The 23,642-nt window shown below is 64.7% G+C and carries 26 protein-coding genes and 1 tRNA gene; 14 read left to right on the top strand and 13 right to left on the bottom strand.

The genetic code is table 11. The features are described from left to right. Nucleotides 1–118: 118 nt before the first annotated feature. Nucleotides 119–2,908, top strand: coding sequence for a TonB-dependent receptor (locus U5A82_RS05425; protein WP_326292856.1), 2,790 nt, complete (start codon nt 119–121; stop codon nt 2,906–2,908). Nucleotides 2,909–2,983: 75 nt separating this feature from the next. Beyond that, nucleotides 2,984–3,412: a response regulator gene (locus U5A82_RS05420; protein ID WP_326289265.1), complete on the top strand. Its 429-nt coding sequence runs from the start codon at nt 2,984–2,986 to the stop codon at nt 3,410–3,412. A 104-nt stretch (nt 3,413–3,516) separates the two neighbouring features. Here U5A82_RS05420 and U5A82_RS05415 read toward each other — a convergent pair whose 3' ends face one another. The 3 genes from U5A82_RS05415 to dnaN all read right to left on the bottom strand — a co-directional run bounded on the left by U5A82_RS05415 (nt 3,517) and on the right by dnaN (nt 7,628). Beyond that, nucleotides 3,517–3,714 (bottom strand): hypothetical protein, encoded by a 198-nt coding sequence (locus U5A82_RS05415; RefSeq protein WP_326289263.1) that lies wholly within the window; start codon nt 3,712–3,714, stop codon nt 3,517–3,519. 103 nt (nt 3,715–3,817) lie between these two features. Then, nucleotides 3,818–6,430: an EAL domain-containing protein gene (locus tag U5A82_RS05410; protein ID WP_326289262.1), complete on the bottom strand. Its 2,613-nt coding sequence runs from the start codon at nt 6,428–6,430 to the stop codon at nt 3,818–3,820. A gap of 85 nt (nt 6,431–6,515) precedes the next feature. Then, nucleotides 6,516–7,628 (bottom strand): DNA polymerase III subunit beta, encoded by a 1,113-nt coding sequence (dnaN, locus tag U5A82_RS05405; protein ID WP_326289260.1) that lies wholly within the window; start codon nt 7,626–7,628, stop codon nt 6,516–6,518. A 153-nt stretch (nt 7,629–7,781) separates the two neighbouring features. Here dnaN and U5A82_RS05400 point away from each other — a divergent pair, with 153 nt between their 5' ends. Together U5A82_RS05400 and rlmN are read left to right on the top strand one after the other, a co-directional pair. After that, a complete protein-coding gene (locus U5A82_RS05400) occupies nt 7,782–8,300 on the top strand; it encodes a hypothetical protein (protein WP_326289259.1) in 519 nt (172 codons plus the stop codon). A 45-nt stretch (nt 8,301–8,345) separates the two neighbouring features. After that, on the top strand, nt 8,346–9,614 hold the full coding sequence (gene rlmN / locus U5A82_RS05395) for a dual-specificity RNA methyltransferase RlmN (RefSeq protein WP_326289257.1): 1,269 nt from the start codon (nt 8,346–8,348) through the stop codon (nt 9,612–9,614). 120 nt (nt 9,615–9,734) lie between these two features. On the opposite strand, the gene U5A82_RS05390 is transcribed toward rlmN, so the two are convergent. Beyond that, nucleotides 9,735–10,247 (bottom strand): outer membrane protein, encoded by a 513-nt coding sequence (locus U5A82_RS05390; protein WP_326289255.1) that lies wholly within the window; start codon nt 10,245–10,247, stop codon nt 9,735–9,737. Between the two features lie 314 nt (nt 10,248–10,561). On the opposite strand from U5A82_RS05390, the gene U5A82_RS05385 reads away from it, so the two are divergent. The 7 genes from U5A82_RS05385 to U5A82_RS05355 all read left to right on the top strand — a co-directional run bounded on the left by U5A82_RS05385 (nt 10,562) and on the right by U5A82_RS05355 (nt 15,437). Further along, entirely contained in the window at nt 10,562–11,281 is a 720-nt protein-coding gene (locus U5A82_RS05385) for a cytochrome b/b6 domain-containing protein (RefSeq protein ID WP_326289253.1), read from the top strand. Beyond that, nucleotides 11,278–12,024: a molybdopterin-binding protein gene (locus tag U5A82_RS05380; RefSeq protein ID WP_326289251.1), complete on the top strand. Its 747-nt coding sequence runs from the start codon at nt 11,278–11,280 to the stop codon at nt 12,022–12,024. Before U5A82_RS05385 ends, U5A82_RS05380 begins: the two co-directional genes overlap by 4 nt. Before the next feature lie 31 nt (nt 12,025–12,055). After that, entirely contained in the window at nt 12,056–13,297 is a 1,242-nt protein-coding gene (locus U5A82_RS05375) for a cyclopropane-fatty-acyl-phospholipid synthase family protein (RefSeq protein ID WP_326289249.1), read from the top strand. A gap of 145 nt (nt 13,298–13,442) precedes the next feature. Next, on the top strand, nt 13,443–13,739 hold the full coding sequence (locus tag U5A82_RS05370; protein ID WP_326289248.1) for a hypothetical protein: 297 nt from the start codon (nt 13,443–13,445) through the stop codon (nt 13,737–13,739). Between the two features lie 65 nt (nt 13,740–13,804). Beyond that, nucleotides 13,805–14,227: a DUF350 domain-containing protein gene (locus U5A82_RS05365; RefSeq protein ID WP_326289246.1), complete on the top strand. Its 423-nt coding sequence runs from the start codon at nt 13,805–13,807 to the stop codon at nt 14,225–14,227. Nucleotides 14,228–14,231: 4 nt separating this feature from the next. Continuing rightward, a complete protein-coding gene (locus U5A82_RS05360) occupies nt 14,232–15,077 on the top strand; it encodes a S1 family peptidase (RefSeq protein WP_326289244.1) in 846 nt (281 codons plus the stop codon). A 54-nt stretch (nt 15,078–15,131) separates the two neighbouring features. Beyond that, entirely contained in the window at nt 15,132–15,437 is a 306-nt protein-coding gene (locus tag U5A82_RS05355) for a DUF3297 family protein (RefSeq protein WP_326289243.1), read from the top strand. Between the two features lie 34 nt (nt 15,438–15,471). Here the strand turns inward: U5A82_RS05355 and U5A82_RS05350 are convergent, their stop codons facing one another. The 4 genes from U5A82_RS05350 to U5A82_RS05335 form a co-directional block, all read right to left on the bottom strand. Then, nucleotides 15,472–16,239 carry a CHAP domain-containing protein gene (locus U5A82_RS05350; protein ID WP_326289242.1) on the bottom strand — a complete coding sequence of 256 codons (768 nt, stop codon included), beginning with the start codon at nt 16,237–16,239 and terminating at the stop codon, nt 15,472–15,474. Nucleotides 16,240–16,384: 145 nt separating this feature from the next. After that, nucleotides 16,385–16,918 carry a CHAP domain-containing protein gene (locus U5A82_RS05345; RefSeq protein WP_326289240.1) on the bottom strand — a complete coding sequence of 178 codons (534 nt, stop codon included), beginning with the start codon at nt 16,916–16,918 and terminating at the stop codon, nt 16,385–16,387. 108 nt (nt 16,919–17,026) lie between these two features. Beyond that, nucleotides 17,027–18,097 carry a DNA replication/repair protein RecF gene (recF, locus tag U5A82_RS05340; protein ID WP_326289238.1) on the bottom strand — a complete coding sequence of 357 codons (1,071 nt, stop codon included), beginning with the start codon at nt 18,095–18,097 and terminating at the stop codon, nt 17,027–17,029. 103 nt (nt 18,098–18,200) lie between these two features. Further along, the gene (locus tag U5A82_RS05335) at nt 18,201–18,749 is read right to left on the bottom strand and encodes a hypothetical protein (protein WP_326289236.1); all 549 of its coding nucleotides are present in this window, start codon (nt 18,747–18,749) and stop codon (nt 18,201–18,203) included. 148 nt (nt 18,750–18,897) lie between these two features. Here U5A82_RS05335 and U5A82_RS05330 point away from each other — a divergent pair, with 148 nt between their 5' ends. Then, the gene (locus tag U5A82_RS05330; RefSeq protein WP_326289234.1) at nt 18,898–19,428 is read left to right on the top strand and encodes a peroxiredoxin; all 531 of its coding nucleotides are present in this window, start codon (nt 18,898–18,900) and stop codon (nt 19,426–19,428) included. 54 nt (nt 19,429–19,482) lie between these two features. Here the strand turns inward: U5A82_RS05330 and U5A82_RS05325 are convergent, their stop codons facing one another. Together U5A82_RS05325 and U5A82_RS05320 are read right to left on the bottom strand one after the other, a co-directional pair. Further along, on the bottom strand, nt 19,483–20,397 hold the full coding sequence (locus tag U5A82_RS05325) for a dienelactone hydrolase family protein (RefSeq protein ID WP_326289232.1): 915 nt from the start codon (nt 20,395–20,397) through the stop codon (nt 19,483–19,485). 33 nt (nt 20,398–20,430) lie between these two features. Continuing rightward, on the bottom strand, nt 20,431–20,853 hold the full coding sequence (locus U5A82_RS05320; protein WP_326289231.1) for a gamma-glutamylcyclotransferase family protein: 423 nt from the start codon (nt 20,851–20,853) through the stop codon (nt 20,431–20,433). 328 nt (nt 20,854–21,181) lie between these two features. On the opposite strand from U5A82_RS05320, the gene U5A82_RS05315 reads away from it, so the two are divergent. Further along, nucleotides 21,182–21,367, top strand: a complete 186-nt coding sequence (locus tag U5A82_RS05315) for a PspC domain-containing protein (RefSeq protein ID WP_326289230.1) — start codon at nt 21,182–21,184, stop codon at nt 21,365–21,367. A 330-nt stretch (nt 21,368–21,697) separates the two neighbouring features. Here the strand turns inward: U5A82_RS05315 and U5A82_RS05310 are convergent, their stop codons facing one another. After that, entirely contained in the window at nt 21,698–22,438 is a 741-nt protein-coding gene (locus tag U5A82_RS05310) for a DUF72 domain-containing protein (protein ID WP_326289229.1), read from the bottom strand. A gap of 115 nt (nt 22,439–22,553) precedes the next feature. On the opposite strand from U5A82_RS05310, the gene U5A82_RS05305 reads away from it, so the two are divergent. Beyond that, a complete protein-coding gene (locus U5A82_RS05305; RefSeq protein ID WP_326289228.1) occupies nt 22,554–22,790 on the top strand; it encodes a DUF2061 domain-containing protein in 237 nt (78 codons plus the stop codon). Nucleotides 22,791–22,796: 6 nt separating this feature from the next. Here U5A82_RS05305 and U5A82_RS05300 read toward each other — a convergent pair whose 3' ends face one another. Then, nucleotides 22,797–23,468 (bottom strand): peptidylprolyl isomerase, encoded by a 672-nt coding sequence (locus tag U5A82_RS05300; RefSeq protein WP_326289225.1) that lies wholly within the window; start codon nt 23,466–23,468, stop codon nt 22,797–22,799. A gap of 94 nt (nt 23,469–23,562) precedes the next feature. Continuing rightward, a tRNA-Glu gene (locus U5A82_RS05295) sits at nt 23,563–23,637 on the bottom strand. Nucleotides 23,638–23,642 lie beyond the last annotated feature (5 nt).

Raw genomic sequence — 23,642 nt, 5'->3', positions numbered from 1 at the left:
AATATCTCTGGTCGTTGCCAGAAACTTGCGACAAGCGGCTGCTAGTCCGGTGATCAGTTCAAAAATTGTTGTGGGGGTTTTCGTGCGTTTTTCCGCTTGCCTATTCTATGCGTCGCTCATGGCTGGCGTCGCGCCCGGCGCGTTGCTGGCGCAGGAGGAGCAGAAAAGCGCCCCGCCCGTCCAGATGGACGAGGGCGAGGAAATCATCGTCACCGGCCAGCCGCAGCGCGGATCGGTGATCGGCGATGTGCAGCCCGAACAGCAATTGTCCGCCGCCGACGTCCGCGCACTGGGCGTCACGTCGATTTCCGAACTCATCAGCGAATTGTCGCCGCAGACCAACGGATCGCCCGTCATCCTGCTGAACGGCAAGCGCATTTCCAGCTTCTCCGAAATTCAGGACATCCCGTCCGAAGCGGTGCAGCGCGTCGACATATTGCCCGAACAGGTCGCTCTATCCTATGGCTACGCCCCCACGCAGAAGGTGGTGAACATCGTCCTGCGCCAGCGTTTTCGCGCCGAAACGGCGGAAGGGCGCGCGGGAACGACGACGCAGGGCGGTCGCGAAAATGGCCAGGTGGAAGCGGGCATATTGCGCATTCAGGGCGACAATCGCTTCACGCTGAACCTCAAATATAGCCGCGCCGCATCGCTGCTGGAAAATGAGCGCGGCATCATCGCCACTGCGCCGGGCCGTCCCTATGCGCTGGCGGGCAATGTCGTGGGCACCGGTGCGAATAGCGAGATCGATCCTGCGCTGTCGGCGCGGGTGGGACGGGTCGTCACCGTCGCCAGCGTGCCGGGCAGCGCCGCGAACGGCGCGCCCGCGCTCAACGATTTCGTGGCGGGCGCCAATGTCACCAGCGTCAGCGACCTGACGCGCTACCGCACGCTCAGCCCAGACACGGAGAATGTCTCCGCCAACGCCACGCTGGCCCGCGCGCTGGGCGGCATATCGGCGACGCTCAACGGGCGGCTGGAACTGTCGGACAATGATTCGCTCCAAGGCCTGTCGCAGGCGGCGTTCGACCTGTCGGCGGGCAATCCCTTCTCGCCCTTCGCCAACGACGTCACCCTCTATCGCTATCTGGCGCAGGGCGGCGCGCTGCAACAGCAGATCAAGGGCACGACCGGCCATATCGGGCTGACCCTGAACGGACGGCTGGGGCGCAGCTGGCAATGGTCCTTCACCGGCAATGGCGACCTGTCCGTCACCCGCACCCGCACCGATCGCGGCATAGCGACCGGCGCGATCCAGTCGGCGCTCGATGCGGGCAATGGCGGGGTCAATCCCTATGGCAGCTTCGCGCCCGACCTGATCGCCAGCCGCGTGACGGACAGCGCCCGCGCGAAGAGCCAGGCGTTGCAGGGCGACCTGCTGCTCAGCGGATCGCTGTTCAGCCTGCCCGCAGGCGACGTGATGACATCGATCCGGATCGGCGCATCGGCGAACGGCTTCGAAAGCCGGTCGGTGCGGTCGGGCGTGGAAAACAGCAATGATTACAGCCGGGAAATCGGCAGCGGGCAGGTGAGTTTCGACCTGCCGCTGACCAGCCGGTCGAAGGGCGTTCTGGGCGCGGTCGGCGATATCGGCGTCAATTTCAATGCGGCGGCGCAGCGCTATTCGGACTTCGGCACGCTTTCGACCTTGGGCTATGGCCTGCACTGGGAACCGGTCAAGGCCGTACAACTGCTCGTATCGGCCAATCAGGACCGTGCCGCGCCTACGGGCGCACAGATCACCGATCCGCTGATTGCCACACCCAACGTCTCCGTCTTCGACTATGCGACCGGGCAGAGCGTGTTCGTGTCGCAGATTGCGGGCGGCAATGCGACGCTGCGGGAAAGCGTGCGCGACCAGTTCCGCCTGAACGCCCGGATCAAGCCGTTCGACAAGCCCAACCTGACGATGACCGCCACCTATCTCAACAGCCGGACGCGCAATCCGATCGCCGCCTTCCCCACGCCCACCCCGGCGCTGGAGGCGGCCTATCCGCAGCGCTTCATCCGCGACGCCGACGGCAATCTGCTCCAGATCGACGCGCGGCCGATCAACTTTCTGCGGTCGCAAAGCGAGCAATTGCGCTGGGGCCTGGACCTGTCGATCCCGATCAAGTCGCATGTGCAGAAGCTGGTGGAAGCCTGGCGCGCAGCGGGCGGCAAGCCCGAGGATCGCCCACCTGAATTGCAGGCAATGTTCGGCAATCGCCCGCCCCGTGGCGAAGGCGGTCCACCGCCCGGTGCTGGCGGCGAAGGGGGCGACCGGCGGCGCGGCGATGGTGGCAATGCCGGGCCGGGCGGCGGCAATGGTGGCCCGCGCGGTGGCGGCTTTGGCGGTCCCGGCGGCTTTGGCGGGGGACGCGGCGGCGGCCAGGGCGGCGGACGGATGACCTTCAGCCTCTATCATACCTGGCACCTGACCGAGAGCATCGCCATCGCGCCGGGCGTGCCGCAGCTCAACCTGCTGGACGGCGATGCGACCGGATCGTCGGGCGGCCAGCCGCGGCATGAGGTCGAGGCACGGGTCGGCTATATGAACAATGGCATCGGCGCGCGGCTGGGCATCGACTGGGAAAGCGGCACCCATGTCGACGGTGCCTTGACCGGGACGGCGGGCGGCGCTTCACGGCTGAACTTCGGCAGCCTCGCCACTGCGAACCTGCGCATCTTCGCCAATCTGGGCCAGGTTCAGGGGCTGGAGCGCAAGGTGCCGTTCCTGCGCGGGGCGCGGGTGTCGATCGGCGTCGACAATATCTTCAATCAGAGGCGGGAGGTTACGGACGCCACCGGTATGGTCCCGCTGCGCTATCAGCCGGGCTATCTCGATCCGCTGGGCCGCACCATTTCGATCAGCTTCCGCAAGCTGTTCTTCCCCAATTTCGCGGCGGGCAATCGACCACGTAGTTAAATGGTCGTTAGCCACGGCTAAAGCCGCGCGTTCCCCCGCCGTTATGAAGGCGTGTAACGGTTGGGGAGACGATGAATGAAGCCCGTCAGGATAGTGGTGGTCGACGATTCGCTGACCATTCGCGCGATGATCGAAACGCTGCTGGAGCGCGACCGGCGGATCGAAGTGGTCGGCATCGCCCGCAATGGCGAGGAGGCGATCGACATGATCCGGCTGGAGAAGCCCGATGTCGTGACGCTGGACATCGCCATGCCGGGCCGGGACGGCCTGGCGATATTGGACGAGATCATGGACATGGAGCCATGCCCGGTCATCATGCTGTCCAGCCTGATGCGCGACGGCGCGCCGATCGTCGCCGAAGCGATGGACCGCGGCGCGGCCGCCTGTTTCAACAAGGCGATGATCGTGCGCGAGGCGACCCGCTTCATCGGCCTGATCCGCAGTCTGGGCCGTGGCATGATCGTGGCGGAAAAGGCGATGGAACCGGTGGCGATCGCGGCCTGAACGGGCGCCTCGAAATGTGCGCAACGACGAAGGGGAGGCGCAACATCTGCGCCTCCCCTTCGTCGTTTCATCATCCCCTACAGGTCCGCCCTGCGCAGGGCAGATTAGCGCGGCGCAGGCTTGGAACTTGCCAACGCCATGGCATTGGCGGACCCGCTGGCCGGCTTGACCGGCGCATCCTTGCCGGAAATCACATAGGCGCTGACGGCGGCGATCCCCAGAATCGCCGCCACGCCCAGCACGGCGAAATTGCCGACGCCACGACGGCGAGCAGGCTTATCATCCTCATCCCAATTGCGCATTCGATCGTCCTTATGCTGACATGTGCGTCGAACATAATCGCTAGACGGATGCAGCGTTCCGGCTGATCAACGTGACATTTTGTTGCCAAAACGGCTGTGCGCGTCACCCCACCATCGTCTTGGGGGCATTGCGCAATGTGCTGATGTCGATCGCGCCGGCAAATTCCACCCCCACCCGGTCTTCCTTCGACCAGCGGCTGGTGGCGTTGACGAACTGGTTTTCGGCCAGTTCGATCGCGAACAACGTGCCTTCGGGCACGTTCCACAACCCCTCGATCAGCGCGCCGGTGGGTGAGATGTTCCGGACCCTGCCGGTATAGACATGGCCGTCATGATGGATCGCAATGGTACGCAACATGGTCTTGCGTTCCGGGCGGCTGGACTGGAAGCCGTTGGCGCTCGCCGCCGTGCCCGCTTGAAGCTGGCCTGCCAGCACATCGGCGGCGGGCATCGGTTTCCCGTAGATATAGCCTTGGATATGGCTGCACCCCAATTGCCGGATCAGCGCCAGTTCGTCCTGCGTTTCCGCGCCTTCGGCCGTCGTGTCCATGCCCAGCGCTTCGGCCAGGCTGACGATCGCCTTGATGATCGCGCTGTTGCGGTTGCCCTTGATGGCGGCGCCGCGCACGAAGCTCTGGTCGATCTTGATCTTGTCGAACGGCGCCTTCTTCAGATAGCCGAGCGAGGAATAGCCGGTGCCGAAATCATCAAGCGCCAGCCGGACGCCGATCGCCTTCAACCGGCTGAACATCGCGTCGGTGCCGTCATCGTCGTTGAGGAACACGCTTTCGGTGATTTCCAGCTCCAGCCGCTCGGGCGCGAGCTGCGACGCGGCCAGCGCGCTCATGACCGTCGAGGGAAAGCCGGGATTGGCGAACTGGCTGGGCGACACGTTCACCGCCACGCGGATGCCGTCCTGCCAGTCGGCGGCATCGCGACAGGCGGTGCGCATCACCCATTCGCCGATCTGGCCGATCAGGCCGCTTTCCTCGGCGATCGGAATGAATATGGTCGGCGAAATCGGCCCGCGCGCCGGATGGGTCCAGCGCAGCAGCGCTTCATATCCGGTGATATGTTCGGTCTTGGACGACACCACCGGCTGATAGACCAGGTGCAGCCCATCGCCGGCGAGTGCGCGCCGCAGATCCTCTTCCAGCGCGCGGCGATCTTCCGCATCGGCATGCATTTCCGGCGAATAGAAACGGTGGACGCCCCGCCCGTTGCCCTTGGCCGCATAGAGCGCCAGGTCGGCATTGCGGATCAGCGCATCGGCCGTGACGCCATCGTGCGGACAACAGCTCAAACCGATCGACACGCCGATGACCACCGCCGTGCCCTCTATCGAATAGGGCTGCGAAATCGAGGCGATGATCGCCTGCGCCAGTTGCGCCAGCGCCGCCTGATCGTGGCGGCCAGGCAGCAATATCTTGAATTCGTCGCCACCCTGACGCCCGACCAGCCCCTTGTCGCCGACCACCCGCTGCAACCGTTGGCTGACCTGCCGCAACAGCGTATCGCCGGCAGGATGGCCCAGCGTGTCGTTGACGATCTTGAACCGGTCGAGGTCGAGCATCATCAGCGTGCATTCGCCCGGCTTGCCGTGCCGATGCGCCACCGCCTGCTCCAGCGAACCGAGCATCTGGATGCGGTTGGCAAGGCCGGTCAGCGAATCGAACTGGGCCAGCCGCGTGACTTCCGCCTGGCTGCGGCGCATTTCGGTGAGGTCGGTGCCCGATCCGCGAAAGCCGTGAAACTGGCCATATTCGTTGAACACCGGCTGGCCCGAAATCGACCACCAGCGTTCCTCCCGGGCCAGCGCGGCGCAAACCGCCAGATCGGCAAAGCCCGTGCGCGCCGACAGATGGAAACCCAGCGTGCGTTCGCCATCGCCCTGCTTCTTGTCGCCGGGCTTGACGAGGTCGGTGATCTGGCGCCCGATCAGCGTATCAGCGGACAGGCCGAGCGACTGGGCCAGCGTGTCGGATATATAGGTGAGGCAGCCCAGCCGGTCGGTTTCCCAGAACCAGCCGCGCCCGCTGCGTTCATGTTCCTGCAACAGGCGGTCGGAACGCTGCGCCCGCAGGTCCTGCCGGTGCCGGGTGATCGCAGAATCGCGATCGGTGTTCGCCTGACGCAAGGCCGCGACCAGCATCACTAGCACGCAGCTGAAGAACAGCCCGATCTGCGCCACGCCCGCCTTTTCCACCACAGCCACGATCAGCGCGCCCAGGAAATAGCTGATGCCGAGCAACCGGCGGTCGCCGAAGATGCAGACCGCCAGCAGCGCCGTGGCCAGTTCGGGCACCGCCGCCAGAAACAGCGTATCGGTCGCCGCCTTGTTTTCATAGCCCAGCCACAGGCTGAAGGTCAGGCCGGACAGGAACACCATCGGCAGCATCATCCGTTTCTGGACGTGCGGCATAAGCCGGATGAACCAGGCCCGGCGCGGCGCCAGCATCAGCGTGCCGTCGACCAGCAGCATCGCGACCATCAGGGCGAGCTGCATGTAGTTACCCGAATAGAAGGGCAGGTCGAGCAGGGCGATCAGGCACAGTTTGGCCAGCAACATCAGCGGCCAGAGCCGCGCAATGTGGGTCAAGGCGCCTGATATCCAGGATGCGGACACTTCGGTGCCGCTTTCCGACAGGCCAAGAGCGACCATCAGGGTCATGGAACGGGAGGGGTTATCGGTGAGGGATGCGCGCAGCCGGGACATGAGGCCACCCGTAGCGCAAACTCCTTGCCAGAGAATTACTTCCACCCTCCTTTGGTGCAGGTAGAACCCCGCACCAAAGGTCATATCACACGCGCATCGGCATCAGGACGTAGAGCGCAGGGCTGGCGTCGTTTTCGCGGATCAGCGTGGGGGCCGCTGCGTCGGCCAGATGCAGTTCCACCAGGTCGCTGTCGATCTGCCCCAATATGTCGAGCAGATAGCGGGCGTTGAAGCCGATATCGAAGCCTTCGCCCTGGAACGCGCCGGGCACTTCCTCGGCCGCCGTGCCATTTTCCGGGCTGGTCACGGACAGGGTGATCTTGTCCTTGTCCAGGCTCATCTTGACCGCGCGGGTCTTTTCCGTGGCGATGGTCGCAACGCGATCGACGCCCTGTTCGAAGCTGCGCGGATCGATCTTGAGCAGCTTGTCGTTCGCGGTCGGGATGACGCGGCTGTAATCGGGAAAAGTCCCGTCGATCAGCTTGCTGGTCAGGATCGCGCTGCCCAGGTTGAAGCGGATCTTGCTGGCCGACAGGGCGATGCCCACGGACCCGTCCACTTCGTCCAGCAGCTTGCGCAGTTCGCCGATGCATTTGCGCGGAATGATGATGCCGGGCATCCCTTCCGCGCCATCGGGGCGGGTCACGGTGACGCGGGCCAGACGATGGCCGTCGGTCGCCGCGGCCTTCAGCACCGGCTGGTCGTCGTCGGTGACATGGAAATAGATGCCGTTCAGATAATAGCGCGTTTCTTCGGTCGAGATGGCGAAGCGCGTCTTGTCGATGATCTGCTTCAATGTTTCGGCCGGCAGTTCGAAGGTGGTGGGCAGGTCGCCCTCCGCGATCACCGGGAAATCGTCGCGCGGCAGGGTGGACAGGTTGAACCGGGCGCGGCCGGCCTGGATCAGCATCTTGCCCTCGGCCGCCTGCAACGACACCTGGCTGCCTTCGGGCAGCTTGCGCGCGATGTCGAACAGCGTGTGCGCGGAAATAGTCGTCGCGCCCGCCTGCTCGACCTGTGCCGACACGCTTTCCACGATCTGGAGGTCGAGATCGGTCGCCATCAGCTTGATCGCGCCGTCGGCCGATGCCTCGATCAGCACGTTGGACAGGATCGGAATGGTATTCCTGCGCTCGACCACCGACTGGACGTGGCTCAGGCTCTTGAGGAGCGTTGCGCGTTCGATGGTGGCCTTCATGTCCCTGTTCTGTCCGTTTCTTTTTAAGCCGATAGCCGGGGATTCGGTCGAATCCCGGCGACAATGATGGATGCTTCTTCATAACCGCTATGACGACTTGGGCAAGCGTCCGCTTCGCGCTTTTGATCGGGCAGGGTTGCAAAAGGAGACGGCATGGGCTTTGCCCGGACCATGCGCCGGACACCGATCCTGACATTGACCCTGCTGATCCTGCCGCTGCTGGTGGGGTCGCCCGCCATCGCGCGCGATTCGCTGGGTATTTTCGAAAGCTGGGGCGCGTTCCGCGATCCCGCGACGCCGCGATGCTATGCCATCGCCCAACCCGCGGCGCGCCGCAGCCAGATGCCAAAGGGCTTCGTCGCCATCGGCACCTGGCCCCGCCAGCGGGTGCGCGGGCAAGTGCATGTCCGCCTCAGCCGGGCGCGCGCAGCCCAAGCGCCGGTCACGCTGACCCTGGGCGAACGCCGCTTCACGCTGGTCGCGGGCCAGGTCGACGCCTGGGCGCCCGACGCGCGCGGCGACGCGCAGATCGTCGCCGCCATGCGGTCGGCCAGCAGCATGAGCGTCGCCAGCGTGGGCGCGGACGGGCGCGGCTTTGCCGACAGTTACGCCCTGCGCGGCGCGGCGACGGCGATCGATGCGGCGGCCCTGGGCTGCGCCCGATTGCGTTAGGCGGCCGCGCTTCCAAAATCCGCAAAAATCGGCTATGGGCGCGCCATGCAATCAGCCGCCAGCCCGCTCATGCCGATTCCCGGCCTTATCGACCCTGTGCCCGTGCCGCGCGCGGTGACCCCGCGCGCGGATGGCCGCATCGACCTGATGGGCCTTTCGCGCCCACAGATGAAAGGCGCGCTGGAAGAGGCCGGGCTGGACGGGAAGGCCGCCAAGCTGCGGTCCAAGCAGCTGTTCCACTGGCTCTACCATCGCGGCGAAACCGATTTCGACGCCATGACCGACCTTGCCAAACCGATGCGCGGCTGGATGGCCGAACGCTTCGTCGTCGGCCGCCCGCAGGTGGTGGAGGCGCAGGTATCGAACGATGGCACCCGCAAATGGCTGCTCCGATCGGACGATGGCCAGGATTATGAAATGGTCTTCATCCCCGACGCAGATCGGGGCACGCTTTGCGTGTCCAGCCAGGTCGGCTGCACATTGAATTGCAGCTTCTGCCACACCGGGACGATGCGCCTCGTCCGCAACCTGACGCCGGGCGAGATCGTCGGCCAGGTCATGCTGGCGCGCGATGCACTGGGCGAATGGCCCAAGGGCAATATGGGTGCCGCGAACGATGCCGATGTGGACGAGGATGAGGACGCGCCGCAATATTCGCCCGACGGGCGGATGCTGACCAATATCGTCATGATGGGCATGGGCGAGCCACTCTATAATTTCGAGCATGTCCGCGACGCGCTCAGGGTCGTGATGGACGGCGACGGGCTGGCCCTGTCGCGCCGTCGCATCACCCTGTCCACGTCGGGCGTCATCCCGATGATGGCCCGCGCGAGCGAGGAAATCGGCGTCAACCTGGCCGTCTCGCTGCATGGCGTGACCAAGGAAGTGCGCGACGAACTGGTGCCGCTCAACCGCAAATATGGCATAGAGGAACTGCTCCAGGCCTGCGCCGACTATCCCAAGGCCAGCAATGCGCGCCGCATCACCTTCGAATATGTGATGATCCGCGACAAGAATGACAGTGACGCCGACGCGCGCGAACTGGTCCGGCTGATCCGCAAATATAAGCTGCCGGCCAAGGTCAACCTGATCCCGTTCAACCCCTGGCCGGGCACCGATTATGAATGTTCGACGCCGGAGCGGATTCGCGCGTTCAGCAGCATCGTGTTCGAAGGCGGCATCAGCGCACCGGTGCGCACCCCGCGCGGCCGCGATATCATGGCGGCCTGCGGCCAGCTCAAGTCCGCGAGCGAGAAAAAGAGCAAGGCGGAGATGAAGCGCCTGGCCGAAGAGAAGCAAGCCGCGCTCGGTTGATCGGGGCGACGGCGCGCCCTCGGCGCGGGACGACCAGCCCTGCCCATAGAAAAAGGGCGGCCCTTTGCAGGACCGCCCTTTCGCCCTATCCGATCGGGCCGTGATCCCGACCGGGAAAGATCAGAAGCGGAAGCCGATGCCGACCAGGCCGGCATCGCGGCCACCGATATTGGCTTCATATTCGCTGCGCTGATATTCCGCCGAGATATAGGCGTTCGGCGTCACCGCATATTCCAGGCCACCGCCGTAGCGCACGCCTTCGAACGACGCGCCGCCGTTGCCGGCGTCGATGCGGGTGTTGGCATAGCCGACCTTGCCGAACGCCAGAACCTGCGGGGTCAGCGTGTAGCCCAGACGGACCGACGCGGCCAGGTCGCGGCTGACTTCGGCGCCAGCGCCCGCGCTGGTGGTGCTGTCGCTGAACGACACTTCGGGACCGAAGGTCACGCCGTTGGCGACGGCCAGGTCGTAGCCTGCGGACACGCCGTAGGTGAAGCCATCGCGGCCATCGAACTTGTCATAGCCCAGAATGACGCCCGCGCGCGGCCCGGTGAAGGGCGCAGCGTCCTGAGCGAAGGCAGGGGCCGAAACAGCGGCGGCAGCAGCAATAGCTGCGAAAATCACAGTCTTCATAAAGTCCTCATATATTATCTTGTCGCCGTAACTTAGACATTCATCCGGCGTTCAGGTTCGATGCAAAGAAATTGCATAATAAGTCTTGCAATAACTTCTGCGACCCTTCTCTCCATTATGGGGAGATGAAGAACATGATATGCATCAGGATCACGCAATCGCCATCTAGGTTCGTCGGATTGCTTTGCAAAGGGGCAAGACCTTTATTTCAAACAATTTCAGGACTTGTGTTGCAAAACGGTGACATCGCCCATCGGCGGCCGATCTGCCCACGACCGGGTGGACCTGTCGGCAAAATCGGCTAGAGTCCGACCATGGACAGCCGGACCCAAAGCGCAGGCATGGTGGTCAATCGCCATCGCCTTTCCACCCGGCTGTGGCACTGGCTCAACGCGCTGCTGCTCTACATTTTGTTCACCAGCGGCCTTGGCATCTTCAACGCCCATCCCCGGCTCTACTGGGGGCAATATGGCGCGAATTTCGATGTCCCCTGGCTGGAACTGGATCGCTTCCCCGGCTGGATCACCCTGCCTGCCCATTACAGCCTGGCCCTGTCGCGTCACTGGCATCTGGCCGCCGCGCCGATCTTCGCCTTCGCCCTGCTCGCCTATATGCTCTGGAGCCTGGGCAACCGCCACATTGCGCGCGACCTGGCCATCGACCGTCGCGACATGGCCCCGCGCCATGTATGGCAGGACGTCAAGGACCATGCGCGGCTGCGCTTCCCGACCGGACAGGCCGCGCGGCGCTATGGCGTGTTGCAGAAGGCAAGTTATGTCGGCGTGATCTTCGTCGCCCTCCCCCTCCTCATCCTGACCGGCCTCACCATGGCGCCCGGCATGAACGCGGCCTGGCCCTGGCTGCTCGACCTGCTGGGCGGGCGGCAGACCGCGCGCTCGATCCATTTCATCACGGCCTTCGCGCTCGTCGCCTTCGTGATCGTCCATCTCCTGATGGTGATGCTAGCAGGACCGATCAATCAGGTCCGGTCGATGATCACCGGCCGCTATCGGCTGCCGCAGGATCGGCCATGATCCTGACCCGCCGCACCCTGCTGCTGGGCGCGACCGCGACACTGGCGGGGTGCGACCAGCTGGCGCGCAACGACTCCTTCCGCGAGGCGCTCTTCTCCGCTGAAAATTTCCACAAATGGGCGCAGCGCGGCCTGATGGCGCCGAACGCTTTGGCGCGGGAGTTCCGGCCCGACCAACTGTCCCCCGTCTTTCGCGCCAACGGCACCGCCAATCCCAATACGCCCGCCTATAAGGCGCTGTGGCGCGGGGGCTTTGCCGACTGGCGCCTGCGCATCACCGGCCTCGTCACGCAGGAACTGTCGCTTTCGCTGTCGCAATTGCGCGCCCTGCCCCATCGCGAACAGATCACCCGCCACGACTGCGTCGAAGGATGGAGCGCCATCGGCAAGTGGCGCGGCGTGCCGCTGAAGACGATCCTGGACGGCGCGGGGCTGCGCAGCCGGGCGCGCTACATCGTCTTCCACTGCGCCGACACGATGGGCAGCGGCCTGCCCTATTATGAAAGCATCGATCTGGCCGACGCCTTCCACCCCCAGACGATTCTGGCCTTTGCCCTGAACGACCGGCCGCTGCCCGTCGCCAATGGCGCGCCGCTGCGGCTGCGCGTCGAGCGGCAGCTTGGTTATAAACATGCCAAATATCTCATGGGGATAGAGGCGGTCGACAGCCTGGCCGCCATCGGCCGGGGCAAGGGCGGCTATTGGGAAGACCGGGCCGACTATGACTGGTATGCCGGGATTTGACGCCTGCGTAACGAGATGACAGAGTAGCCACATGAAACTGTTTGAACTGGTTCTCAAGCGGTTGGTCACGCGCGGCCGACTGACCGTCCACTATGCCAATGGCAAGACGATCAGCGTGGGGCAGGCCGACCCTGATTTCCCCGACCTGGCGCTGCGGTTCAAGGATGGCCGGGTACCGTTCGACATCGTGAAGGACCCGCGCCTGGGGATGGCCGAAGCCTGGATCGACGGGCGGGTCGGCATCGAGGGGGGCGGCATCATGGAATTCCTGTCCATGATCCGCGCCAACAATCCCTGGGAACAGGGCAAGTCGATCGAGGGCAAGAGCCTGCTCAAGCGTAGCGTCGGCAGCGTCCGGCAAAGGCTGTGGCGCGCCAATCACAAGGCGCGGTCAAAGGCCAATGTCGCCCATCATTACGACCTGTCGGGCGCGCTCTACGCCCTGTTCCTCGATCGCGACCGCCAATATAGCTGTGCCTATTATCCCGACATAGGCAATGAGGCCGGGATCAGCCTGGAGCAGGCGCAGGAGGACAAGAAGGCGCATATCGCCGCCAAGCTGCACCTGAAACCCGGCATGAAGGTGCTGGACATCGGTTGCGGCTGGGGTGGGATGGCGCTGTACCTGCACCGCACCTGCGGCGTCGACGTGACCGGCATCACCCTGTCGGAAGAACAGCTCAAGGTCGCACGGCAGCGCGCCGTGGATGCGGGCGTCGCCGACCATGTCCGTTTCGAACTGATCGACTATCGCGACATGCAGGGACCGTTCGACCGGATCGTGTCGGTGGGCATGTTCGAACATGTCGGCACCGCCCATTATCGCGCATTTTACGACAAGTGCCGCAGCCTGCTGACCATGGACGGCGTGATGCTGATCCACACCATCGGCCGGATGGGCGGGCCGGGCACCACCGACGCCTTCACCCAGAAATATATCTTCCCCGGCGGCTACATCCCCGCTTTGTCGGAAATGGTCGCGGGCAGCGAAGGCACGCGATTGATGGTGACCGACGTGGAGGTGCTACGCGTCCATTACGGCCTGACGCTGCGCGAATGGTATAAGCGGACCATGGCGCACAAGGCCGACATCGTCGCCCTTTATGACGAACGTTTCTTTCGTCTGTGGACCTTCTACCTGGCGGGCGCGGCAACCGTGTTCGAACATGGCGGCATGGTCAATTTCCAAATCCAATATGCGCGCGACCGTCGCACCCTGCCCATCACCCGCGACTATATGCAGGAAGCCGAAGCCGCGCTGCGGGGACGGTGAACCATTCGGCCTGACGGGCCGTCCGTCCGTCGTTCCAGGCTGAACCGTCGCTGACATATTCATTCGCGGACGGTTCAGTCGGCCAAGTCCATTCTCCCGATCATGCTCCCAGCCCTCATGGGCGGGAACTGTGAGGAGAAGAGAGATGAACCTGTTTTGGAAGGGCGCGGCGGCGCTCAGCCTGGCCGTCACCGGCCTTGGCGCCATGGCTGTCCCGGCCCAGGCGCAATATTATGGATCGGGCTGGCGTGGCGATCGCCATGATCGCTGGGACCGGCGCGACCACCGGCGCTGGGACGATCGCCGTCACTGGCGCGGCGACCGGCGCGACTGGCGCGGGCCGCGCGGCCATTACCGCCAGGCCTATCGCACTCGCTGCTGGAATGAATGGCGCTACGACCATTATCGCGACCGCGACGTGCGCGTGCGCATCTGCCGCTGACGCCTTTATTTCACCCGTAGCCCGCCCCGAATGAACCATGGGGCGGGTTGCGGCATTTCTGGGGCATGACCGATCCCATGCCCGTTATCCAGAGCCTCCTGTCGGGCCTGCCGATCCTGCTGCTGCACTTGGGCAGCGCGACCTTGGTCTGGATGGTGGCGCTCGGCATCTATATGTGGATCACCCCGCATGACGAGTTCGCCCTGATCCGGGGCGGCAACGAATCCGCCGCCATATCGCTGGGCGGCGCGGCGATCGGGTTGGCGGTGCCGCTGGCATTCTGCCTGGCCGGATCGATCAACGTCTGGGACATCGTCATCTGGGGCAGCGTCACGCTGGTGCTGCAACTCGTCGCCTTCCGCCTGGTCGATTTCCTGCTGGGCACCCTGTCCGCACGAATAGAGGCGAACGAACGATCGGCCGCGATCTTCCTGGCGATGATGAAGGCCGCGATCGCCTGCCTGACCGCCGCCGCGGTGGCGGGCTGACGCCATGCGCGGCAAAAAGGGCCGTGGCGGTTGCGGATGCCTGCCCTTCCTATTGGGCGGCCTGTTGCTGGTCGCCTGGTTCGGGCAGGATGTCACGCCGCCACGACTGGAGATCGAGCAGTTCGACCCGCGATCGCCCCGCCGCCCGACGCCAGGCTGGAGCGACGAGCAGTTCGTGATCGAGGATGGGCCGGATCGCCCGGCCGATTCGATGGGCACCGCCTTTGCCGTCGATCGCGACGGCGCATGGCTGACGGCGCAGCATGTCACCCATGGCTGCACGCGGGTGGGACTGGAGGATGGCCGCTTCGCCCGGCCGGTGTCGCGCCTGATCGAAAGCCGGGAGGCGGACGCGGCGCTGGTGCGCGACGGTCTGCCGAGCGACGCCGCCCTGCCCCTGTCCGACCGCATGCCGCAACCGGGCACGCCGGGCTATCATATGGGCTTTCCCACGGGCGAGCCGATGCTGGTCATGTCCGAACTGATCGGCGAAGCCAGCGCCCGGCGCGGGCGGAGCGGCCTGACGCAGCCGGTGCTGGCCTGGGCCGAAAAAGGGCGCATCCCGTCGGGCGACGGCACATTGTCGGGCATCAGCGGCGGCCCCGTCTTTGCCGAGGACGGCCATGTCGTGGGCATCAACAGCGCGTCGACCGACCGGCGCGGCCGCATCCTGACCACCGCGCCCGATGCCGTCATGCGATTGATGGCGGCCAGCGGCGCGGTGGACGAAAGCCCGGTCGCCTATCCCTTCGCGGACCTGGCCGACGCGGAAAGCCGCTTTGCCACCTGGCTGGACGAAGGGGTGATCCGCCGTATCTTCTGCGACGTCGATGAAAAGCGCGGTGGTTGACGCAATATAGGCTCAGACGCTAGGCGCAGCGCAACTTTTCAAGGAATATGCCCCATGAGCGATACGCCCCCCGACCACCTGTCCACCAATCCGCGCAGCCCCCATTTCGACATGGAGGTGCTCCAACGCGGTATCGGCATCCGGTTCAAGGGCCGCGAGCGCAAGGATGTCGAGGAATATAATATCTCGGAAGGCTGGATTCGCGTCGCCGCGGGCAAGAGCCGCGACCGCCATGGCAATCCGCTGACGATCAAGCTGAACGGCGAGGTGGAGGCTTGGTTCGAAAATCCGGCCGAAAGCGCGGAAGACAAGCCTGCCGAAGACAAGGCAGCCGAAGATAAGGCGAGCGACGCCGAATAAGCATGGAAAGGGCGCTCACCAGGCGCCCTTTTTGTCAGTTCATGACGGCTTCGCGCCGCACATCGGCGATGATCGCGCTCAGCGTACGTTGCGATGGCGTGGCGTCGGCATATTCGACGACGAAGGGATCGGCCTCCAGACGGGGCGCGGCCCTGCGCGACGATTTGGATGGCACGGGCCTGGCTTGCGCGACTTGCACGGCGCGCGCATCGACAGGGCTGTAGGGCGTTTGCACCACGCTCGGCTGGCTTGGCATCCGGGGCATCGCCAGCGCGTCCCACATATCCGCATCGACCTTCGCGAACCGCACGCTCGCGCCCAATGTCGGGTCGGGGGTGAAGTCGTGCAGCTTCGCCTTGGCGGGATAGATGAAACCATAGGTCGGGTTGATCCGCGCGCCCATCTGGCCCGTCGGGCTGTGCCACACGCGCACCTGGCTCCAGTCGCCCGCGTCCGACACGTCGATCGCCAGCACATCTTCCTCGATCGCGCCGGGCACCGACCAATTGGCATGCCGGATCAACACGCGCCGGTCGTCCAGCACCTTGCTGATAACCGCGACATGGCCCAACACCATCGGACCATTGGGCCGGAACGCGAGCACCGCGCCCTTTTTAGGCTTGGTGCCCCTTTTATACTGACCGTTCGCCTGATCCCACCAGGTGAACGCGTCGCCCCTGATCGTCACGCCCGACACCGTGCGGGCGTAGGGCACGCATTGCAGCACCGCCGATCCCCAGGAGGGCGCAGCCGCCAGACCGGACAGCAGCAGCGCCGCCGTCCAGCATATCGTTCGAAACATCTATGCGATCCCGAAACCAAGAATCGCCCCACCGGGTGCGACCCTAGGCCGTCATTCTTTGAAAATGCGTTAACCGGCGATCAGGGATGTAAGGGGTTGGAAAACAGCCAAGGTCGCGCCGTCCGCGCCACCCTTTCCAATCGCGTCAGAAAGCGGCGTGGATCGCCGCGCCGCCGGTGGCGGTGTCGGCCGACGCGATCTGCACCGGCTGATCGACGCTCTTGGGCGCCTGCGCATAGATGAAGCCGCGCGCCGGGTTGGAGCGGAGGCCGAGGTCGCCGATCGGGCCATACCATACCCGCACATCGGTCCAGTCGTTGTTGGCCGACACGTCGATCGCGCGCACATTGCGCTCGATACCGCCGCGATAGGACCAGTTGGCATGGGTCAGCAGCACTTCGCGGCCGCTCAGCACCTTGCTGACCATGGCGACATGGCCCACCGGCATCGACCGGCTGGCGGCAAAGGCCAGGACGGCGCCGACGCGCGGTTCATGGCCACGATCATAGCGGCCATCGGCCTGACCCCACCAAGTGTTGGCGTTGCCATGGATGTCGATACCGGAAACCTGACGGGCGAAGGGTGCGCACTGGAGCGTACCGGCGGTCGCGGGAACAGCGAAGAAAGTCGAAAGCGCAAGAATAGACGCCGCGAAAAACGCGCGAAAACCAACGATCATGCGATTGCGACCCCGACTTAGCTTGTAGGCTTGAACCCCGATATCGGTCTTAGGGCAGAGCGCGGACGAATGGACAAGCGCGCGTCGACGAGTCGTTTCGCCGATGCGTTATGTTGCGGAACGAAACACATGACCAGCGGTTACGGTCAATCGTGTGGCACTATCCAGATCGTTGAAAAGACTGGATTCCGTACCCGTCATCCATACCTGCCCCCCGGTGGCGCGCAATCGCTCGAACAGCGCGGCGCGCCGCAGCGGGTCGAGATGCGCCGCCACTTCGTCGAGCAGCAGGACAGGCGGCTGGCCGCGGTCGGCCGCAACCAGCGCGGCGTGGGCGAGCAGGATCGACAGCAGCAGCGCCTTCTGCTCGCCGGTGGAGCAGAGCGCGGCGGGCTGCCCCTTGGCGACATGCGTGACAGCCATGTCGTGACGATGCGGCCCGCTCAATGTCCGGCCCGCCGCCGCATCGCGTCGCCGGTCGCGCGCCAACCGCCATGCCCAGGGTTCGTCGCTCGCCTCTTCGCCGTCGATGGCAATCAGCGGGCGGGCGAAGGGGGCATCAGGCTGATCGGCCAGCACGGCGTTGAGCCGCGTCACCAGATCGCTGCGCGCGCGCGCCAGTGCCGTGCCATGCTCGCCCATCTGCGCCTCCAGCGCCGACAGCCAGGATGGATCGGCCCGGCGTGGATCGGTCAGCAACCGGTTGCGCGCCCGCATCGCCGCGTCATAGCGCGCGCTGTGGACGGCATGGCCCGGATGCAACGCCAGCGTCAGCCGATCCAGGAAGCGCCGCCGCCCGCCCGGACTGTCCAGGAACAACCGGTCCATCGCGGGGGTCAGCCAGACGATCGCCAGATGGTCGGCCAGCGCATTGGCGGATGATGCGACGCCGCCGATCCGCACCTGCCGCCGGTCCGGACTGGCGGCCGCGACCCCGGTGCCCAGCACCACGCCATCGACCTCCGCCGCGACGCCGAAGCCGCCCGCCCCATCCTGCCGCGCCATGGCGGACAGCGCCGCACCGCGCAGCCCCCTGCCCGGGGCGAGCATCGACACCGCTTCCAATATATTGGTCTTGCCCGCGCCATTGTCGCCGGTCAGCAGGATGAAGCTGTGATCGGGCAGGATCAGCGCGTCCGCATGGTTGCGGAAATCGCTCAAGGTCAGGCGGCCGATCATCGCGTGGCTGTAGCGGGGAGTATGCGCAGGGGAAAGGGTGGCGTATCTTTGGTTTTTCGCATTTTCCGAGTCAGCAGACGATTCCGTCTGCTTCGAAAATGCTCTAGCAGCGTTTGCGTGTCACCGCCGCACCATCATTGACGATGGTCAACGCCTTACCGTCCTTCGACGTCCGCAGCGCCAGCGTGCGGGTCCAGCTTTGCCCCTCGCCAGTGAAGGCCGCCTCCACGACGGCGCGCCCATCCTGATCCTGCGTCACCGTCTTCACCGTCCCCACGCTTTCGTGAAACAGCAACCGGTCGGGCGCGACCGTCAGTTCCAGATCCGCGCCGCGATCGCCGCATCGGTCGGCCGCGCCGGTCCAGCGCCCCTGCATGGCGGCGGGGATCGGTCCGGCCGAACTGTCGGCGGGGGGCGACGGCGTCTCGATCTTCGGCGACGCTTCTACCGGGGTGATGGCGTTGGCGGGCGGCGGGGCGTCCTCGACGTTCGGCAGGGTCTGGTCCATGATATTGGCGACCACGCCGGGCTGGCCGCTGCTGTTGTCCGGCGCCTGTTGGCATCCGGCGGCCAGCAGCAGGGGCGCGATCAGCAGGATGGGGGACAGCCGTTGCATGGGGAAGGAACCGGCCAGCCCCGCGCCGGTTCCCATCCGCGATACGTATCCGCTCCATGAGAATTTTCGCCGGTCGCCCCCGATTCCCTATCGGCCCACTTGCGCGCCGCCCCTATCGCGATCATCACCAGACCAGAATGGGACGCTGTCCCGGCCATTACAGTCCGACTTAAGGAAATGATCCATGAAGCGTCTGTCTCTCCTCCTCGCCGCTGCCGTCGCCCTCAGCTCCAGCGGCGCCATGGCCGCGCTTGCGATCGGGACGAAGGCGCCCGACTTCACCACGCGCGGCGCGCAGGCGGGCAAGACCTTCACACTGACCCTGTCGCATCAGTTGAAGCGCGGACCGGTGGTGCTGTATTTCTTCCCCAAGGCGTTCACGCCGGGCTGTTCGGCCGAAGCGCGCGAGTTCGCGGAAAATATCGACAAGTTCAAGGCGGCGGGCGCAACCGTCATCGGCATGTCGGCCGATTCGGTGGATGATCTCGTCGCCTTTTCGACCAAGGAATGCGCGGGCAAGTTCGCCGTCGCATCGGCGGGGCCGGCCATCGTGTCGGGCTATGACGTGGCGCTCAAGATGCGACCGGGCATGACCGACCGTACCTCCTATGTCATCGCGCCGTCGGGCCGCGTCGCCTTCGTCCATAGCGAAATGAACTATGCCGAACATGTGAAGAGCACATTGGCGGCGGTGCAGGCGATGAAGCAGAAATAAGATTCGGCATCCGTCCGGTTCGCACCTGTCGGCGCGAACCGGACATCGCGATCGTCATCTCTTCACATAGGTGCCGAACCAGGCGGTCGTCGCGTCCCACGCCGCCTTGGCGGCCGCCTCGTTATAGCTGGGACGATAGTCGGCCATGAAGCCATGTTGCGCGCCGGCATGGACGGTGATCGCATCGGGCGGCGACTTCCCCGCTTTTTTCAGCGCGGCGCGCATCGCGTCCACGTCCGCCACCGGGATGCCTTTGTCCAGTTCGCCATATTGGCCCAGCACCGGGGCCTTGAGCTTGCCTACTTCCTCGATCGCGCTGAGCGGCTGCAAGGCCGTCTTGTCCGAAACCAGCCGCCCATAATAGGCGACCCCGGCGTCCAGATCGGCGCTGTGCGCGGCATAGAGCCAGACGATCCGCCCGCCCCAGCAGAAACCGGTAATGCCGCGCCGCTTCGCATCGCCCCCATGGCTTCCGGCCCAGACATAGGTGGTGTCGATGTCGGTCAGAACCTGCGCGTCGGGCGCCTGCGACACGATCGTGCCGATCAGCTGCTTCATGTCTGCAACCTTGGTCGCGTCGCCATGCCGCGCAAACAGGTCGGGCGCGATGGCATAATAGCCCGCCTTGGCGAAGCGGCGGCAGACGTCGCGGATCCATTCATGCACGCCGAAAATTTCATGCACGACGACGATGATCGGCGCACCCTTCTTGCCCGCAGGCCGTGCGACGAAGGCGGGCATGGCAAAGCCGTCGCTGGCGGGGATGGAGATATTTTCCTCCGTCAACCCCTCGCCCGGCGTCTGCACCGCGCTGCTGGCGACCGGGCGGCAGGCCGCCGCAAACCCGGCCGCGAACGCACCACCCGCCAATATCTGCCGCCGCGCCAGCCCGGTGGAATCGATCCAGCTACGGTCTTCGGGCAGCCGCTCGACGGCGGGCATGGCATCATCGCTGCGGTCGGTCGTCATCGGCGGGTTCCTTCTGTCGGTCGGTGGGCCAGACTAACCGCCCGCCTCGCCCACGCAAGCCAGGAAGTCGCCCCCGGCGACGACAGGCAGGCCGCTCACGTCATAGGCGTAGACATAGGTCCAGGCTTCGACCGGCCCGCTGGCCGCTCGCACCATGCACCGCTCGCGCCGATATTCATGCGGCAGGGGATGATGGGGGGCGCATTCCTCATAATCATCCAGCACCGCCAGCGTCGCAGTGGCATCCCGCAGCGCGAACAGATCGCCATGGACCAGCCCCACGCCGCCCGGCACAAGCCCCGGATAGTCCGCGACCCGGTAGAGCGTTCCACCAATGACGGCTGGGCCGATCAGTTGGGCCGACCGCCGCAGCCCCGTCGCCATGGGACCATCGAACGCCGCCCGCAGCGTACCATAGACGAAGAGATAGGCAGGGTCGGACGAAGGCTCAGGCATATTTCACCATCTTGCAGTGAATTTTCCCAACAGCTGGAACAGCGCCTATGTCGTCTTTCCGGAAAGCAGATATAAATCCGCTCTTTTCCGCCAAAAATGCAAATTGGCACGGCATCTGCAATCTCCCCTGACATACGGGCCGGACAGTAGGCCTCACACAATCAGGGAGTTTTCACCATGTCCATCGTCAAGTTCCAGAACGCCACCGTCGCCCTTGTCGGCGCCTTCATCGTCGCCAGCCTGTTCATCGACGCGGTCATCCCGGTGTCGCCGATCGCCTGATCGACGCGCATCGCCATCCCACCCTCATTCGTAGAAAGCCATCTTCATGACCAACAGCTTCACCCTCGACCGCCGCAACGGAAAGATCATGGGCGTATGCGCCGGCATATCCAACCGCAGCGGCCTAGACGTCACGCTGGTCCGCGTCGCGCTGGTCCTGCTGACACTCTGCGCCTTGGGACCGATCGGCGTCGTTGCCTATTTGCTCGCGGGCTGGCTGGCGGAAGGTTGATAAGGCAAAGCGTGGCGGAAAGACATCGCCAAGTTATTACCAAATAAAAAGGCCGCTCTGGTTATCCCAGGAGCGGCCTTTTTGCATCCCGATCGAACGGGATAAGGATCGCGCTAAACGCGCAATCAGGCATATAGCACCGAATAGAAAGTCAGCATCTGAACGCCGACCGCAACGGCCAGCACAGCGCCCTGAAAGGCCTGACGCATATTTTGCTCCATCTTTGCAAGAGTTCGCACCCGACTGGGTGTAACGGGGCCACTACGCCCGTCATATTCTTGTAACAATCGCAAAGCACGACATACCGATTGCACTAAATGCAACAGCCTGTCACTTTAAAGCCACGATCATCGCCTGCGCCGCAGCCGGATTGCGTTCCTTGGCGCCGCTGATGAAGAAGCTGAAGACGTCGCCCCGCTCTGCCTCACCCCTCGCCCGATCGGCCCAACCGGCGATCGCCGTCGCGTCATAGCCGGTTGGCTCTTCCGCCTGCGTGCGCATCAGCCGCATATAGGAAAAGCCGACATCATGGCCCTGGATCGCGGGATAGTCCGCATGATCGGCGAACACCACGGCGGCCCCGGCGTCCCGCGCCATGGCCAGAAAGGCGGGATCGGCGAAACTGTCATGCCGTACTTCCAGCGCATGGCGCAGCGGCACCCCGTCGACGCTGGCAGGCAGCAGTTTCAGGAAAGCACTAAAATCGTCCGGATCGAACCGCTTGGTCGCCATGAACTGCCACAGGATCGGTCCCAACCGGTCGCCCAGTTCGACGATCCCCTGCCCCGTGAATTTGGCGACCGATTCACCTGCTTCGGCCAGGACCTTACGATTGGTGCAATAGCGCGATGCCTTGGCCGCGAACTGGAAGCCGTCCGGCACCGCCTTGGCCCAACCGGCGAAAGTCGCGGGCTTCTGGCTGCTATAATAGGTGGCGTTGATCTCCGTCGCGGTCAGATGTTCGCCGACATAGGCCAGTTCGTCCTTCTGCCGCAGGCCCTGCGGGTAGAAACTGCCGCGCCACGGCTCATAGACCCAGCCGCCGATGCCCACCCTGATCCGTCCCGTCATGCCGCCTCTCCTTCGCACCCATCCTGATCGCATCGGCCGATCACAGCCAGTGGGAAAAGCCATTGGCCACTATTGCGAATAGTTCTTAACTATGGGCGCAACAAGGAGACAGCCTATGTCGCGCGACCTCATCAAGACCGGCACCTATCTGACCATCCACCTGACCGTCGGCTTCACCGTGGCCTATCTCATGACCGGGTCGCTGGCGCTGGCGGGCGGCATCGCGCTGATCGAGCCGATGATCAACGCCGTCGCCTTCTTCTTCCACGAACAGGCCTGGAAGAAGATCCAGGCGCGCCCCCTGCGCGAAGCCGGGCGACGCCGGGTGCGCGATCAGGCGGTTTTTGCGTAGAACTGTCTATTTCGCTGTTCGTTTGTTGAGGCCGATCAGCCAAGGCTTCACCCCGCGCGAGGGTTTGGGCGTACCATCCAGCCGCCGCGCGCGCAGGATGGTGATCGGCTTGACGATTATCTGCCCGCGCATCGGCCCCGACCCGCAGCAGGTCGGCACGGCCAATATCTTGCGCACCACGTCCATGCCGCCCACGACATGACCGAACGCGGCATAGCCGATATAATCGCCCCGCGCGTCCATATTGGGCGTGGCGCCGATGGTGATGAAGAAATTGCCCATGGCCGAATTGGGCCGGTTGGGCCGCGCCATGGACAGCGTCGCATCCCGATGCAGGATGCCGGTCCGGCTTGTCGGCTCGTGCGGGATCGGCGGCAGCGATCGGCGCGCGTCGGTATCGATGCCACCCTGGATCAATCCATATTTCGGATCGCTCTTGCGCCGCGCCGCGCGGTAGAAGGTGACGCCGTCGAAGCGGCCGTCATCGACATAGGTCAGGAAATTGGCGGATGTGCGCGGCGCCCGCTTCTGGTCCACCGCCACGATGATCGCACCGACCGAGGTTTCGATGCTGACGCGGGTGAAACCGGGCGTGGGCCGGTTGGGCGGCAGGGCAAAGGCCGCAACGGGCAGGGCAAGGCCAGCCAGCAGGAACAGCAGACGCAAAAGGAACGACATCGGCAGCAGCCCTATAGCCGCCGCACCCTTCGCGCAACCAAAGCGAGGGGGCAATACATAGGGCAATTGTAGAAGGAGCTTCGCAGGAACGAGGTGGTGATCCCAACGGGATTCGAACCCGTATCGCTGCCGTGAAAGGGCAGTGTCCTAACCGTTAGACGATGGGACCTCATG

It is taken from the genome of Sphingobium sp. CR2-8 (assembly GCF_035818615.1).
Lineage (GTDB): Bacteria > Pseudomonadota > Alphaproteobacteria > Sphingomonadales > Sphingomonadaceae > Sphingobium.
The sequence above is the reverse complement of the archived record's forward strand: the minus strand, read 5'-3'. Positions and strand labels throughout refer to the sequence as shown.

Bases quoted from the DNA above. Each gene is read 5' to 3' on its own strand.
- U5A82_RS05425 (WP_326292856.1), top strand. From the start codon at position 119: ATGGCTGGCGTCGCGCCCGGCGCGTTGCTGGCGCAGGAGGAGCAGAAA.
- U5A82_RS05420 (WP_326289265.1), top strand. From the start codon at position 2,984: ATGAAGCCCGTCAGGATAGTGGTGGTCGACGATTCGCTGACCATTCGC.
- U5A82_RS05415 (WP_326289263.1), bottom strand. From the start codon at position 3,714: ATGCGCAATTGGGATGAGGATGATAAGCCTGCTCGCCGTCGTGGCGTC.
- U5A82_RS05410 (WP_326289262.1), bottom strand. From the start codon at position 6,430: ATGTCCCGGCTGCGCGCATCCCTCACCGATAACCCCTCCCGTTCCATG.
- dnaN (WP_326289260.1), bottom strand. From the start codon at position 7,628: ATGAAGGCCACCATCGAACGCGCAACGCTCCTCAAGAGCCTGAGCCAC.
- U5A82_RS05400 (WP_326289259.1), top strand. From the start codon at position 7,782: ATGGGCTTTGCCCGGACCATGCGCCGGACACCGATCCTGACATTGACC.
- rlmN (WP_326289257.1), top strand. From the start codon at position 8,346: ATGCAATCAGCCGCCAGCCCGCTCATGCCGATTCCCGGCCTTATCGAC.
- U5A82_RS05390 (WP_326289255.1), bottom strand. From the start codon at position 10,247: ATGAAGACTGTGATTTTCGCAGCTATTGCTGCTGCCGCCGCTGTTTCG.
- U5A82_RS05385 (WP_326289253.1), top strand. From the start codon at position 10,562: ATGGACAGCCGGACCCAAAGCGCAGGCATGGTGGTCAATCGCCATCGC.
- U5A82_RS05380 (WP_326289251.1), top strand. From the start codon at position 11,278: ATGATCCTGACCCGCCGCACCCTGCTGCTGGGCGCGACCGCGACACTG.
- U5A82_RS05375 (WP_326289249.1), top strand. From the start codon at position 12,056: ATGAAACTGTTTGAACTGGTTCTCAAGCGGTTGGTCACGCGCGGCCGA.
- U5A82_RS05370 (WP_326289248.1), top strand. From the start codon at position 13,443: ATGAACCTGTTTTGGAAGGGCGCGGCGGCGCTCAGCCTGGCCGTCACC.
- U5A82_RS05365 (WP_326289246.1), top strand. From the start codon at position 13,805: ATGACCGATCCCATGCCCGTTATCCAGAGCCTCCTGTCGGGCCTGCCG.
- U5A82_RS05360 (WP_326289244.1), top strand. From the start codon at position 14,232: ATGCGCGGCAAAAAGGGCCGTGGCGGTTGCGGATGCCTGCCCTTCCTA.
- U5A82_RS05355 (WP_326289243.1), top strand. From the start codon at position 15,132: ATGAGCGATACGCCCCCCGACCACCTGTCCACCAATCCGCGCAGCCCC.
- U5A82_RS05350 (WP_326289242.1), bottom strand. From the start codon at position 16,239: ATGTTTCGAACGATATGCTGGACGGCGGCGCTGCTGCTGTCCGGTCTG.
- U5A82_RS05345 (WP_326289240.1), bottom strand. From the start codon at position 16,918: ATGATCGTTGGTTTTCGCGCGTTTTTCGCGGCGTCTATTCTTGCGCTT.
- recF (WP_326289238.1), bottom strand. From the start codon at position 18,097: ATGATCGGCCGCCTGACCTTGAGCGATTTCCGCAACCATGCGGACGCG.
- U5A82_RS05335 (WP_326289236.1), bottom strand. From the start codon at position 18,749: ATGGGAACCGGCGCGGGGCTGGCCGGTTCCTTCCCCATGCAACGGCTG.
- U5A82_RS05330 (WP_326289234.1), top strand. From the start codon at position 18,898: ATGAAGCGTCTGTCTCTCCTCCTCGCCGCTGCCGTCGCCCTCAGCTCC.
- U5A82_RS05325 (WP_326289232.1), bottom strand. From the start codon at position 20,397: ATGACGACCGACCGCAGCGATGATGCCATGCCCGCCGTCGAGCGGCTG.
- U5A82_RS05320 (WP_326289231.1), bottom strand. From the start codon at position 20,853: ATGCCTGAGCCTTCGTCCGACCCTGCCTATCTCTTCGTCTATGGTACG.
- U5A82_RS05315 (WP_326289230.1), top strand. From the start codon at position 21,182: ATGACCAACAGCTTCACCCTCGACCGCCGCAACGGAAAGATCATGGGC.
- U5A82_RS05310 (WP_326289229.1), bottom strand. From the start codon at position 22,438: ATGACGGGACGGATCAGGGTGGGCATCGGCGGCTGGGTCTATGAGCCG.
- U5A82_RS05305 (WP_326289228.1), top strand. From the start codon at position 22,554: ATGTCGCGCGACCTCATCAAGACCGGCACCTATCTGACCATCCACCTG.
- U5A82_RS05300 (WP_326289225.1), bottom strand. From the start codon at position 23,468: ATGTCGTTCCTTTTGCGTCTGCTGTTCCTGCTGGCTGGCCTTGCCCTG.